10 protein-coding genes are annotated in these 13,362 nt (G+C 62.3%); 2 read left to right on the top strand and 8 right to left on the bottom strand.

The genetic code is table 11. The annotated features are described in order from the left end of the window. Window positions 1-50 precede the first annotated feature (50 nt). The 3 genes from ACTJLB_RS12220 to oxlT form a co-directional block, all read right to left on the bottom strand. A complete protein-coding gene (locus ACTJLB_RS12220; RefSeq protein ID WP_310354151.1) occupies window positions 51-1,502 on the bottom strand; it encodes an aldehyde dehydrogenase family protein in 1,452 nt (483 codons plus the stop codon). A 90-nt stretch (window positions 1,503-1,592) separates the two neighbouring features. Beyond that, complete coding sequence (locus tag ACTJLB_RS12215) at window positions 1,593-2,633, bottom strand: LysR family transcriptional regulator (RefSeq protein WP_440783404.1); 1,041 nt, start codon at window positions 2,631-2,633, stop codon at window positions 1,593-1,595. Window positions 2,634-2,666: 33 nt separating this feature from the next. Continuing rightward, window positions 2,667-4,013, bottom strand: a complete 1,347-nt coding sequence (gene oxlT / locus ACTJLB_RS12210) for an oxalate/formate MFS antiporter (RefSeq protein WP_020068051.1) — start codon at window positions 4,011-4,013, stop codon at window positions 2,667-2,669. A 363-nt stretch (window positions 4,014-4,376) separates the two neighbouring features. Between oxlT and ACTJLB_RS12205 the strand changes: the two genes are divergently transcribed. Beyond that, a complete protein-coding gene (locus tag ACTJLB_RS12205) occupies window positions 4,377-5,324 on the top strand; it encodes a LysR family transcriptional regulator (protein WP_027777430.1) in 948 nt (315 codons plus the stop codon). A gap of 96 nt (window positions 5,325-5,420) precedes the next feature. Next, window positions 5,421-5,726, top strand: coding sequence for a hypothetical protein (locus ACTJLB_RS12200; protein ID WP_131320457.1), 306 nt, complete (start codon window positions 5,421-5,423; stop codon window positions 5,724-5,726). A gap of 104 nt (window positions 5,727-5,830) precedes the next feature. Here the strand turns inward: ACTJLB_RS12200 and ACTJLB_RS12195 are convergent, their stop codons facing one another. From ACTJLB_RS12195 to ACTJLB_RS12175, 5 genes are all read right to left on the bottom strand, one after another. Further along, complete coding sequence (locus tag ACTJLB_RS12195; RefSeq protein WP_440783402.1) at window positions 5,831-6,877, bottom strand: NAD(P)(+) transhydrogenase (Re/Si-specific) subunit beta; 1,047 nt, start codon at window positions 6,875-6,877, stop codon at window positions 5,831-5,833. A gap of 63 nt (window positions 6,878-6,940) precedes the next feature. Continuing rightward, complete coding sequence (locus ACTJLB_RS12190; RefSeq protein WP_408163569.1) at window positions 6,941-7,762, bottom strand: fumarylacetoacetate hydrolase family protein; 822 nt, start codon at window positions 7,760-7,762, stop codon at window positions 6,941-6,943. A gap of 82 nt (window positions 7,763-7,844) precedes the next feature. After that, entirely contained in the window at window positions 7,845-10,040 is a 2,196-nt protein-coding gene (locus ACTJLB_RS12185) for an acetate--CoA ligase family protein (protein ID WP_020068046.1), read from the bottom strand. Window positions 10,041-10,141: 101 nt separating this feature from the next. Beyond that, entirely contained in the window at window positions 10,142-11,389 is a 1,248-nt protein-coding gene (gene frc / locus ACTJLB_RS12180) for a formyl-CoA transferase (RefSeq protein WP_020068045.1), read from the bottom strand. A gap of 24 nt (window positions 11,390-11,413) precedes the next feature. After that, window positions 11,414-13,177, bottom strand: a complete 1,764-nt coding sequence (locus ACTJLB_RS12175) for a thiamine pyrophosphate-binding protein (RefSeq protein ID WP_020068044.1) — start codon at window positions 13,175-13,177, stop codon at window positions 11,414-11,416. Window positions 13,178-13,362 lie beyond the last annotated feature (185 nt).

Below are 13,362 nucleotides of genomic sequence, written 5' to 3'. Positions count from 1 at the left end.
ACGCCGCGAGGCGTCCGATCCATTTTCATTTGCGCGGCAAAATACAGTTGCTATTGATCGATGGCCAGCCAGACCGCTTTCGGCTCGGTGAAGTTTTCAATCGCCACGTCGCCGTGCTCGCGGCCGAAGCCCGAATCGCCGGAACCGCCCCAAGGCAGGCGCACATCGGTATAGCCGTAGGTATTGATCCAGACGGTCCCCGCTCTCAGGTCGCGTGCCACGCGATGCACGCGACCAATGTCCGCGCTCCACACACCCGCCGCGAGGCTGTACAACGTCCCGTTGGCGATACGTATAGCGTCCGCTTCGTCGCTGAAACGAATCACGCTCGCCACGGGCCCGAAAATCTCCTCCTGCGAAATGCGCATTTCGTGCTCGACGTTGGCAAACACCGTCGGCTCCACGAAGAAGCCGCGCTCGCCGATGCGCGCGCCGCCTGTCACGAGCGATGCGCCTTCGGAGCGCCCAGCATCGACATAGCCGAGCACGGTCTTCATTTGCGCGGCGGAGATAAGCGGACCCATCGACGTTTCGCGTAACGACGGATCGCCGACCTTGATCGACTTTGCGCGCGCGGCGAGGCGCTCCACCACTTCGTCGTAGACATCGCGATGCGCGAGAATGCGCGAGCCCGCCGAGCACACTTGCCCCGTGTTGAAGAAGATGCCCGACGCCGCGGCCCGCACTGCGTTGTCGAGATTTGCATCGGGGAAAATCAGATTGGCCGACTTGCCGCCGAGTTCGAGCGTCACGCGTTTGAAGTTGCCGGCCGCGCCCTGCAGAATGCCGCGCCCCACCGACGGCGATCCGGTGAACGTCACCTTGTCCACGCCTGGATGCGCGACGAGCGCGTCGCCGACCACACGTCCCTTGCCCGTGACGATATTCAGCACTCCCGGCGGCACGCCTGCTTCGAGCGCGAGTTCGCCGATGCGCAACGCGCTGAGCGGCGTGATCTCCGCGGGCTTCACGATCAGCGTGCAACCGCACGCGAGCGCCGGCGCGATTTTCCACATGCCGATCATCAGCGGGAAGTTCCACGGCACGATCGCAGCGACCACGCCGACCGGTTCACGCAACGTATAGGTCAAAGCGTCCGGGCGAACGGGGACCACCTGGCCGTTGATCTTGTCGCACCAGCCTGCGTAGTACTCGAGCGTATCGATCGCGGCCGGAACGTCCTGGCGCATGACGGCGGCAATCGGCTTGCCCGCGTCGAGACTTTCGAGCGCGGCCAGTTCGTCGAGATTGGCGCGCATCAGACCGGCAAGGCGGGACAGAATGCGGCCGCGCTCTGCCGCCTTGATTCCGTTCCACACCTTCAATGCGGCGCGCGCTGCGCGCACTGCCGTGTCGACGTCGGCGGCGCTGCCTTGTGCAACGTGCGCGATCGGCTCCTCGGTAGCCGGATTGATATTGACGGAATATTCGCCCGTGCCCGGCGGCAACCGCTTGCCGTCGATCAACAGGTCATGGCGCCTGAGGCCGGTATCAGTGTCCATCATGAAGCTCCTTGCATTGAAATGTTGCTTGGGCTGATTGCTGCTAGCCGGCCTCGGGGCGAAGGCCGGTTTCGGCAAGTCGATCGAGCGCTACGGCTCGTGAAGCGCCGCGCCGCTGCGCGCGGCCGCAGGCCGGGAAGGGTCGCGAGGTGTCGCGTGCGGGGATGCGGCCGACGTTGTATGTGCGGTCGGGCTGGAGATTTCGTCCGGACCGTCGTCCGGAATTCCGTTCGTAAAGGGCGCTACGCCATGCGCCGCGAACTCCGCCCATGCGGCCGCGGCATTCGGCCTTAGCGAGCGATTGCGGCGATGCACGAGTAGCGTCGTCAATGCTATTTCAGGAACGAGCGGCCGGCTCACCAGCGAGTCGCCGACAGCGGGCCAATGCGCGTCGACGGGCAGAACGCCAACGCCCAACCCGAGTTCCACCATTCGCAACACGGCCGCCACATGTCCGAATTCCTGCACCGGGCGACGCTTCAGTCCGTTCGCGTTAAAGGCCGGATCGAGCGCCGCACGCACGCCCGCGTCCGCATTCAATGTGACGAGCGCCCAGTCATGCAGCGCCGCCCACGCGACGCTGGCGTGGCGGGCCAGAGGATGCGTCGACGGCATCACCGCGTGCAGCGGCGTCGTGAACATGACCTGCGCGTGCAACTGGTCGTTGGCGAGCGGCGCGGCCAGCGAGACCACGCCGAAATCCACTTCGCCGTGCTCGACGCTCGCAAGTACGCCGTTTTGGGGCTGATCCTCGACGGTGACCGTCAGTTCCGGATAGGCGGTCGCACAACGCGCGAGCCCCTGCGCGACCCATCCCGACGACAACACCGGATTGCTCGCCACTGCGACGACGCCGCGGTGCCCTTCGTAAGCGGCCCGCTCTTCGCGCAACGTCAGATCGATTTCATCGAGCAGGCGGCCAATCCTCCGTTCGAGACTGGCGCCCGCGTGCGTCAGTTGAACCTGGCGCGTCGTGCGATCGAACAGTTTGAGTTCGACCGCATCTTCGAGCTCCCGCACACACCGGCTCACCGCCGACTGTGTCAGATCGAACTCGCGCGCCGCGCGCGTGAAGCTCCGTTCACGCGCGACGGCGACAAACACCTTGAGTTGCTGCAACGAAACATTCATGAGGTCATGGCCGGCCGCGAACGGCTCGGCAGCCTATTCGCCGGTTTGCTCGGGCCAGTGGCTCAGCCGCGAGGCTTTGCCGTTACCCGCGACGGCGAGCACGCCCGGCTGGGGCTCGTCCTGCGAGTGGATCCAGCGCGAGCGCATCGGCGCGAGAATGAATTTCGCGGACACGCCGGCGGCAATCGTAATCACAGCCGAAACAGTGAACACGAGGCTCCATCCACCCGTTGCCGACAACACCGACGCGACCGGCACCAGCAGCGAAGCCGTGCCCTTCGCCGTGTAAAGCGTGCCGGCATTCGCCGCCGCGTACTTGCTGCCGAACGTGTCCGCGCAGATTGCCGGGAAGATCGAGAAAATTTCGCCCCAGAAGAGGAAGATCAGCGCGGCAAACGTCATGAACGCATACGGGTTCGTGCCGTACTCCATCATGCCGAGCAACGCGAGCCCTTCGCCGATAAAGATCGCGAACATCGTGTTTTCACGGCCGATCTTGTCGGAGATGAAACCGCACAGCGGACGCGTGAAGCCGTTGCAGATATTGTCGATGGAAAGCGTGGCTGTCAGCAGCGGCAGCGTAACGCCGAAGATTGTCATGGGAATGCGCGCAAGACCCCAGTCTTTTGCGATCGGGCCAATCTGCGCGGTTGCCATCAGGCCGCCGGCAGCCACCGCCACGAACGAAACGTAGATCACCCAGAACACTGGCGTCTTGATCATCTGGCCGGGCGTGAGGTCCACCTTCGACACCGCGAATTTCTTCTTTGCGGGCACATGCTTGCGCAACACAGGCTTCACCAGCAGCATGGCGAGAAGCAGAATCGCGACGCCCTGCAAGATACCGAAGAAGAAGAACGTGTGCTCGTAGCCGGAGCGGGTGATCATGTTCGCGATCGGAATCACCGTCACTGCTGCGCCCGCGCCGAAGCCGGCCGCGGTCAGGCCCGCAGCGAGGCCGCGGCGGTCGGGAAACCATTTCAACGCGTTGCCCACGCAGGTGCCGTACACGCCGCCCGCGCCAATCCCGGCGATAACCGCGGAGACGTAAAGCATCGGCAAGGTCGTCGCGTACGAATTCATGACCCATGCAATGCCCGCGCACACCGCGCCGCCCGCCACCACTGGCCGTGGACCGAACTTGTCGACGAGCCAGCCTTCCAGTGGAACGAGCCAGGTTTCCGTAAGGATGAAGATCGCGAACGCCATCTGAATCGAGGCCTGGCCCCAGTGATGCCGCGCGTCCATCGGCGCGACGAACAGCGTCCACGCGTACTGCAGGTTCGCCACCAACGCCATGCACACCATGCCGATGACGAGCTGCCACCAACGGTTCGCCCAGAATACGCGGGCCGTGGTCTGTTGAGTGATATCGTCCATGTGCCTTGTCTCCGCAATTATTTAGTGCAGCCGGCCAATGCGCCGTGCTGTATGTGTCCCGCCTTATCGTTATGACCCGAAAAGCCTTGCAATTCGGGAATTTTTAATCTCTGCGTCTTTAAATCGCTTCTTTTAATTAGCGAATTAATCATCGCCTTTTGGGAAGTTCTTAATTCCGACCAATTCTTTCTGCTGCTTTCCGCCGATCCCCTATCGGTCCCGCCACGCCTGAATCCAAGCGTTAACCCGAGTGTGAGGCCGGCAGCTTCGTTTTTCTTTACAAACTCATGCTAGGGTCATTGCTGAATTACTAATAATTAAAGTTTGTTATTATGTTGATTCACGTTTGCTTATACATCGGCCATGACGATGCGCAATGCCACGCTCCGGCAGTTGAAGGTATTCGAGACCGTGGCGCGCCACCTGAGCTTTTCGCGCGCCGCCGAGGAGTTGCACCTCACGCAACCCGCCGTTTCCACACAGGTTCGTCAGCTTGAAGAGCACGCCGGCTTGCCGCTCTTCGAACAGCTGGGCAAGAAGATTTACCTCACGCCAGCCGGCACCGAAATGCTGCACTACAGCCGCGCGATCATTCAGCAGTTTCACGAAGTCGACGAAGCCATGAGCCAGTTGAAAGGCGTCTCCGGCGGCAAGCTGAATGTGGCGGTCATCAGCGCGGGCGACTACTTCTTTCCGCGGCTGCTCGCCGAGTTCACGCGGCGCTACGCGGGCGTCGTGCTGAATCTTGCGGTGCACAATCGCGAGGAGTTGCTGCATCAGCTCGCGACTAACCAGACCGATCTCGCGGTGATGGTGCGCCCGCCGCATGAAATGGACGCCACGAACGAGCCGTTCGCGCCGCACCCATATGTGATCGTGGCCGCCCCTACGCACCCGCTCGCGCAAAAGCGCAACATCAGGATGAGCCAGTTGGCGAACGAGGCATTTATCGTACGTGAGCGCGGCTCGGACACCTGGAACTCCATGGAGGAAGGCTTCGCCGGTCGCCTCTCCAATCTGAAAATCGCGATGGAGATCAAGAGCACCGAGACGATCAAGCAGGCGGTCATTGCCGGCATGGGCATCGCATTTCTGTCCGCACATACGATCAGTCTCGAGTTGCAGTTGGGCCACCTGGTCGTGCTCGATGTCGAGAGCTTCCCGGTCATGCTCAACTGGTATGTCGTTCATCGGAAGAACAAGCGTCTGCCGCCCGTTGCCGTGGCGTTCAAGCGCTTCCTGATGGAAGAAGGCGCGAGCCTCATCGAGAAGATCACTCGGGTGAAGGAACTGAGCGTGTATAAGCAATAGCCTATGGAAATCCAATAAAACTTTAACTATTGCAAATCGATCAGTACTTCTATGCTGCAAGCGAGTTCCATCACTTGTCAGCCCAGGAGGCCGATCATGAACCACGCTTCGGTTGCGACTCATGCCAGCGCACGGACAACCCGCGCTACCGCCGACCATCCCAACGACCCGCATCTGAGCGCCTACAACGCCGCGTTCAGTGATCTGGGTCTGCGCTTTCGCTGGGACCACGCCACACTCGACATTCTTAGCGAGTTCAACAGCGAAGCCGCTCGCATCACCGCTTTTATCGAGCGCTTTCACGCGCATCTTCACCGCGCTTATGACGCCGATTTCCTCGCTCAACTGATCCTGCAGAAGAAAGCGCAGTACTACAGCGAATTTGCCGCTACTGGCGAATGAGCGGCACGGCGGGAACATGTTCCCGCCGAATAGAGACTCTGTGGTTCCCGTTCCCTCTGCTGACAGATAGGCCGTCGAGGTCTGTGCTTTCATCGTGGCGGGCTTCATGGCTGTCGGCTTACCGGGAATCGGTTGGGCAGGCGGCGCGCCGCAGATGCGCGAGTGTGCGGTTGCCCGTTGCCGCTGTTATGCCAGCCTCGACGGTGACGGTATGCTGCCGCGCGCACCATGCCGGCGTCCCACACCTCACGCATGTCTTCGGGCTGTGCGTCATGTCGCCACTCCGACGCGACAGCCATGCTGCGAACGCCGCGCGCGGCATGGGCATGCGCGTGGACGTTCGGACACTCGCAAAACTCCGAATACCCGGAACACTCGGAATACTCGGAACGCTCGGAATACTCGCGACTGAGCATCGCATGCACGCCTATTGACGATGCAAGCGCGCTGATTGCGAGCAGCGCGGCGAGTCCGAACGGCTGTACCGCTTCGGTCGCGAACCCGTAGCCGAGCCATCCACATAACAGAAACGCAGCGACGTTGACGACGTCGTGGCCCCGACGCGCCGCCACACGAAGCGGCAACACACCGCGAAATTTGCAGAATGCAATCGCCGATGTGGCAAAGATCAACGCGCCGGCGAACACGGCCATGCAAAGCTCGATCCGCCCCAAGACCGCCTCGATCGACGACGGTAGTGACGATGGCGGCGATAAATAACGGACAACGCCGACGACCACGATCGCCAAGCCCATGCCGCTCGCCACCAGCGCGACGAGCGCGGGCTGCCGTGCTAGAAGATTGCGCCGACGCACGAGCTGCGCACCGGCAAGGGCGCCTGCAACTGCCGCGCAAATATCGGCGACACCAGCACCCAGGCCCGCGGCGAACACGCCGGAAACGGTGGCGGCCAACGCGGCGGCACGCCAGCAAGGCTGACTTCCGGACGCCGCATTCGAGCACGACCGCGAGCGCGAGTGATGAATCGGCATCCGCGGCAAGGGCCGCAGCATCTCAGGCAGTCCGTGTAACGGCAATTGCCCGAGCGCCGCGAGCACCGAGCCGAGCGCACAAGCCAACAGCCCGGCGAGCGTCGCCGTCAACGGTACGAACATCCCCAGCCACACGGTACTGTCTGACGCTTGCGACACGCGTGCTCCTTCGTGTTCTCGATGCAACTCCGCGCGCTCGTGGCCCGCGGACCGACCCACCGTTCAAACGAGTCCCGCTACGACGCCTGGTTTCGGCGTCTCTGAACCGGCCGCGCGTGCCGCGTTCAGTGTGTTGCGCAACGTGCCGATCCCGTCGATAGAAACCGACACCGTCGCTCCGTCCTTGATCGAACCCACGCCTATCGACGTACCGCATGCGATGACGTCGCCGGGTTCAAGCGTGAGGTCTTGCGAAATGAGGCTCACCTGCTCGGCCGGCGAAAACACCATGTCGGAGAGCGGATAGTTCTGCCGCTCGACGCCGTCGAGCATCGTCACCAGACTCGCGCTTTGCCAATCGAAGCCTGAGACGATCGCCGGGCCAATGCAGCAGAAAGTATCGAAGCCCTTGGCGCGGCACCATTGCGGAAAATGCGGATTCTCGTTGAGCAGATCCGCAGCGGTTACGTCGTTGACGAGCGTGTAGCCGAAGATCGCCTGAGCGGCCTCTTCGACGTCGGCATCCCGGCAACGCCGGCCGATCACGATGCCCAGCTCGCCTTCATAGACGATCTTGCCCGCGTAGCTGGCCGGGCGGCGGATCGGCTCATCGGAGCCGATCACCGAGCCCGCCGGTTTCAGCAGAAAGAGCGGGTGCGTCGGCACCGGCTTCTCGAGCTTTGCGGCAAGCGCGTGATAGTTGTTCCACAGCGCGACGATCTTGCCGGGCGCACAAGGTGCGAGCGGCGTCAGTGCGCGCGTGGACAACACCACGCCGGTCGGCACCGGCTGATCGAGACTTTCGTACTCGTGCAGATAGGCACCTTCGACGCGGCCGAACACTACACCGCCGTCGTTCGACATGAAACGCATCCACGTATCCATATGCCGCTCCTTGAGCGCTTCGGCACGATCTTCGTCGCTCATCGCGATGAAAACCGTGCCGCCTCCCGTTTTACGCGTCAGGTCAGATCAACCCGGCACCGCGCGCCCACTGATACTTCGCACCCAGCACCGCGACAGGAATTTCCGTCGAATACGCGTACGCGGGAACACCATGCGCATACAGGTACTCGGCCGCCTCTTCCACCTGCACGTCGCCCGCAAGCGATGCGACGATCGGTTTCTCGATGCCGCGCGCTTTCATCTCTTCCTTCACCTCGACAACGAGTCGCGCGAACACCATCGGCGGCGTGATGATCGTGTGCCAGTAGCCGAGAATGATGGAGTGAATGCGCGGATCTTCGAGGCCGAGGCGTATCGTGTTCTGATACGTCGACGGCGGCTCACCGCCTGTGATGTCGACAGGATTCCCTGCGGCACCGAACGGAGGAATGAACTTGCGGAACGCGGCGTCGAGATCGGCCGGCATGGTCATCAGCGACAGGCGGTTGTCCACGCAAGCATCGGACAACAGCACGCCCGAGCCGCCCGCCCCGGTGATGATCACCACGTTCTCGCCCTTCGGCGTGGGTAGTTTCGGAATGCCTCGCGCAAATTCCAGCAGGTCGCGTAGAGAGCGGGCGCGTATCACGCCGCACTGCTTGAACACGTCTTCGTAGATGCGGTCGTTGCCCGCAAGCGCGCCCGTGTGCGAGCTCGCAGCGCGCGCACCGAGACTCGTGCGGCCCGCTTTCAACACCACCACCGGCTTCTTCTTCGAGACACGCGCCGCCGTCTCCGCGAATGCGCGACCGTCTTTCAGATCTTCGCAATGCTGCGCAATGATGTCGGTGTTCTCGTCCTGTTCGAAGAAGGTCAGCAGGTCGTCTTCGTCGATATCGGACTTGTTGCCGAGACCTACGATTGCCGACACGCCCATCTTCGCCGAACGGGAGAAGCCGATGATCGCCATGCCGATACCGCCGGACTGCGAAGACAACGCCGCCTTGCCCTGCACATCGTACGGTGTGCAAAACGTTGCGCACAGGTTCTTGGGCGTGTAGTAGAAGCCGTAAATATTCGGGCCCATCAGGCGAATGTCGTATTCGCGTGCAATCGCAACGATTTCCTGCTGGCCCTCCACGTTGCCCGTTTCCGCAAAACCCGAGGGAATCAGCACCGCGCCGGGAATGCCTTTCTTGCCGACTTCCGTCAGCGCGCCGGCGACAAATTTTGCCGGAATCGCGAATACGGCAACGTCGATATCGCCCGGCACGTCCAGCACGCTTTTATAAGCCTTGCGTCCCATGATCTCGTCGGCCTTGGGGTGGATCGGATAGATCTCTCCCTGATAGCCGCCGTTGATCAGGTTCTTCATGACGGAGTTGCCGATCTTGCCGTCTTCCGCCGACGCGCCAATGACAGCGACGCGATCCGGCTTCATGATGCGGTTCATCTGCCGCACGATGTCTTCCTGACTCGGCCGGTAGCGCTCGACTGGCGGCTCGAAGTCGAGCACGATCCGTACGTCGGCGGCAATCGCGCCACGCTTGCTCGCGAACACCGGGTTCAGATCCAGCTCCGATATCTCCGGGAAGTCGGATACGAGCCGCGACACGTTTTCAATCAAGCCCGCGAGCGCCTCGCGATCGACCGGCTCGCCGCCGCGCACGCCTTTGAGCATCTCGGCTGCCGCAATGCCGTCGAGCATCGAACGCGCGTCGTCGCGTGTAGCCGGGGCGAGGCGGAACGTAATGTCCTTCAGCACTTCGACGAGTACGCCGCCAAGGCCGAACGCCACCAGCTTGCCGAACGACGGATCGGTGACTGCGCCGACAATCACTTCCTGGCCGCCGCCGATCATCTGCTGCACCTGCACGCCGAGCAGGTTCGCCTGCGCGTTATAGCGCTTTGCGTTCTCCATGATCGTCGCGAAGCCCTGCACGACATCGGCAGCATTCTTCACGCCGACGAGCACGCCGCCCGCCTCCGTCTTGTGGAGAATTTCGGGCGAAACGATCTTCAGCACGACCGGGAAGCCGATCTCGGTCGCAAATTGCGCGGCTTCGGCCGCGGTCGTGGCGAGCGCTTCTTTCGGCACCGAAATGCCGTAGACGTCGCACACGAGCTTGCCTTCCGGCGCGGTGAGCGAGGTGCGGCCTTCCGCTTTGGCGTGATCGAGAATATGCCGCACGACGTCCTTGTTGGCGACCTGCGCGTGGCCGTCGGGCGTATGGGCGGTGCCGCGTTCTTTCAGTGAGAGCGTGTCTTCGTATGCCATGTCCTGCCGTCTCCAATGCGGGTTCGAAAGGCGCCGCCCGGCACCGCGCTCGCCTGAATGGCGAGCGGCGGGCGGCTTGCACTACGGTTTTTCTAATGCGCCTAGATGGCGCCGGCGGTACGCAATGCGCTGATCTGTTCGGGTGAATAACCCAGTTCAGCCATGACTTCGTCGGTATGTTCGCCAAGCAGCGGCGAGCGCTTGACTTCGGTGGGACTGTCGGACAGTTTGATAGGATTGCCAACCGTCAGATATTTACCGCGAGTCGGATGATCGACTTCGACGATCGTGCCGGTTTGACGCAGCGAGGGCTCTTCCGCGATCTCCTTCATCGAAAGAATCGGCCCGCACGGAATGTCGTACTTGTTGAGGATCTGCATGGCCTCGAACTTGGTCTTGGTCATGGTCCAGCGTTCGATCTCCGCGAAGATATCTTTCAAGCGCGGCAGCCGCGCGGCGGGCGTCGCGTAGTCGGGGTCGGTGGCCCACTCTTCCTTGCCGATCACGTTGCAGATCTTCGCCCACACCGGCGCCTGCGTGATGAAGTAGATGTATGCGTTCGGATCGGTCTCCCAGCCTTTGCACTTCAGAATCCAGCCGGGCTGACCGCCGCCGGACGCATTGCCCGCGCGCGGCACCGCTTCGCCGAACTTGCCGTTCGGATACTGCGGATACTCTTTCATCACACCGGTGCGTTCGAGCCGTTGCTGATCGCGCAGTTTCACGCGGCACAGATTGAGCACGCCGTCCTGCATGGCGGCAAGCACGCGTTGCCCCCGGCCGGTTTGGGTACGCTGATAAAGCGCGGTGACAATGCCGAGCGCGAGATGCAACCCCGTGCCGCTGTCGCCGATCTGCGCGCCGGTCACGACAGGCGGGCCGTCGTCGAAGCCCGTGGTGGATGCCGCACCGCCCGCGCATTGGGCGACGTTCTCGTACACCTTGCAGTCCTCATACGGACCAGGGCCAAAGCCTTTCACCGACGCAACGATCATGCGCGGGTTCAATTCCTGAATGCGCTCCCACGTAAAACCCATGCGATCGAGCGCGCCCGGCGCAAAGTTCTCCACCAGCACGTCGCATTTCTGGATCAGTGCTTCGAGAACCTGTTTGCCTTCGGGGTTCTTCGTATCGATCGTGACCGAACGCTTGTTATGGTTGAGCATCGTGAAGTACAAGCTGTCCACGTCCGGAATGTCACGCAGTTGTTCACGCGTGATGTCGCCTGCTCCGGCTCGCTCCACCTTGATCACGTCCGCGCCGAACCACGCCAGCAATTGCGTGCATGTCGGGCCCGATTGCACATGCGTGAAATCGAGAATGCGCACGCCGTCGAGTGCTTTGCCCATGTCGTGTCTCCTAAGGTGTCCGTATTACTTGTACATGGTCTGGTTCTTCGTGCCCGGCGCGTACTCGCGCGGGTCGACCCAGATGTTGACGACAGCCGAGCGCCCCGTGCGATGAATTGCTTCGCGTGCACGCTGCAATGCGCCTGCGATCTGCGCTGGGTCGCGCACTTCCTCGCCGTGGCCGCCGAGCATTTCGGCAAACTTGCTGAAGGGGACGTCGCTCAGCAGGTTGCCGACATTGCCGCGCTCGTCGCCGTATTTCGCGAGCTGGCCGTAGCGGATCTGGTTCATTGCCGAGTTGTTGCCGATCACCGCGAGGTACGGTGCGCCGAAGCGGTTCGCCGTTTCCATGTCGAACGCGGTCATGCCGAACGAACCGTCGCCGTAGTAGCACAGCACTTCTTTCTGCGGATGCGCGATCTTGGCCGCAAGCGCGAATCCGGTACCGACACCAAGCGAGCCGAGCGCGCCCGGGTCCATCCATTGGCCAGGACGGCGCGGACGAACGGCTTGCGCGGAGATCGTCACGACGTCGCCGCCGTCGCCGATATAAACGGTGTCGTCGGCGAGAAACTCGTTGAGCTCGTAAGCCACGCGATACGGATGAATCGGCGTGCTGTTCGACTTGAAGAGCGGCATGAGTTTTTCAGTTGCCGTCGCTTCGGCGTCCTGCAACTGCGCCATCCACTTGCGGCGTGCCTGGCGTTTGTCGTCCTTCAGGCGGCCGCTTGCGGCTTGCAATACAGCGGCGAGGATCGCACCCGGATCGCCGACCAGACCGAGGTCGATATCGCGGTTCTTGCCGACAGTCCGGTAGTCCATGTCGATCTGCACAAGCGTCAGTTCCTTACTGATGCGCTTGCCATACCCCATCCGAAAATCGAACGGCGTGCCGACGACGATGAGTACGTCCGCATTGGCAAACGCCTGCGAACGCGTCCGGTCGAAGTGATGCGGATCGCCCGGCGGCAGCAGCCCGCGGCTTGCGCCGTTGAAATAGCCGGGAATGTCGAGGCCGCGTAGCAGCGCGATCGCTTCCTCATGACCGCGCGCGGTCCAAACCTGCTGTCCGTACAGAATCGCGGGGCGCTCGGAATTGACGAGAATATCCGCGAGTTTCTCGATGTCGCGCGGGTCGCCAATCGATTTGGTCGACGCGCGATAGTGACCCGGCTGCGGCACGACCGCGCGCGAGAGGTCGACTTCGCGGTCGAGCACGTCACGCGGAATTTCCAGGTATGCCGGACCGGGCGCGCCGTTGAAGCACTCGCGCGCGGCCATCGAGATCATGTCGGCGACCCGCTCCGTGCTCGACACGCTGGCGGCAAACTTCGTGATAGGCGCCATGATGTCGACGTGCGGCAGGTCTTGCAGCGATCCCATCTTGTGTTGCGTCAGAGCTCCCTGTCCACCGATGTGCAGAATCGGGCTCTCCGAACGGAACGCGGTCGCGATGCCCGTCACGGCGTTCGTGCAGCCGGGCCCCGCGGTGGTGACCACGCAGCCGAGCTTGCCGGTCTGCCGTGCATAGCCGTCTGCCGCGTGCGCGGCGACCTGCTCATGGCGCACGTCGATGATGCGAATCCCTTCGTCCACACAACCGTCGTAAATGTCGATGATGTGGCCGCCGCACAGCGTGAAGATAGTATCGACCCCTTCGTTTTTCAGCGCCTTCGCGACCAGATGGCCGCCCGAGACGACGCCCGCGTTGCGCGTCTTCTGCTTGAGCGTGTCTTCGGCGGTGGTGCTGGCTGTGCTTGGGTTCAGGGATGAAACAACTGCAGACATGGTCGTCTCCTGTGTGTCGACCGGAGCCCGCGCTCTTGCGCTCGGTCCGGTCCCATGCTTTGGCATCGATGGAGGTCTACGCGTGAGCGCTTACTCCGGTCCCATGAAAGACTGCTGCTTGGTGGTTCTGTAACGGTTATCGACTGATGCCCCGTTCCGGGACTCGCCCTCGCGTTTTAGCCCGA

It is taken from the genome of Paraburkholderia sp. 22098, from assembly GCF_052045935.1.
Taxonomy (GTDB): Bacteria; Pseudomonadota; Gammaproteobacteria; order Burkholderiales; family Burkholderiaceae; genus Paraburkholderia; species Paraburkholderia caledonica.
The sequence above is the reverse complement of the archived record's forward strand: the minus strand, read 5'-3'. Positions and strand labels throughout refer to the sequence as shown.

Excerpts from the sequence above, each read along its gene's own strand:
- ACTJLB_RS12220 (WP_310354151.1), bottom strand. The coding sequence starts at position 1,502 with ATGGACACTGATACCGGCCTCAGGCGCCATGACCTGTTGATCGACGGC.
- ACTJLB_RS12215 (WP_440783404.1), bottom strand. The coding sequence starts at position 2,633 with ATGAATGTTTCGTTGCAGCAACTCAAGGTGTTTGTCGCCGTCGCGCGT.
- oxlT (WP_020068051.1), bottom strand. The coding sequence starts at position 4,013 with ATGGACGATATCACTCAACAGACCACGGCCCGCGTATTCTGGGCGAAC.
- ACTJLB_RS12205 (WP_027777430.1), top strand. The coding sequence starts at position 4,377 with ATGACGATGCGCAATGCCACGCTCCGGCAGTTGAAGGTATTCGAGACC.
- ACTJLB_RS12200 (WP_131320457.1), top strand. The coding sequence starts at position 5,421 with ATGAACCACGCTTCGGTTGCGACTCATGCCAGCGCACGGACAACCCGC.
- ACTJLB_RS12190 (WP_408163569.1), bottom strand. The coding sequence starts at position 7,762 with ATGGATACGTGGATGCGTTTCATGTCGAACGACGGCGGTGTAGTGTTC.
- ACTJLB_RS12185 (WP_020068046.1), bottom strand. The coding sequence starts at position 10,040 with ATGGCATACGAAGACACGCTCTCACTGAAAGAACGCGGCACCGCCCAT.
- frc (WP_020068045.1), bottom strand. The coding sequence starts at position 11,389 with ATGGGCAAAGCACTCGACGGCGTGCGCATTCTCGATTTCACGCATGTG.
- ACTJLB_RS12175 (WP_020068044.1), bottom strand. The coding sequence starts at position 13,177 with ATGTCTGCAGTTGTTTCATCCCTGAACCCAAGCACAGCCAGCACCACC.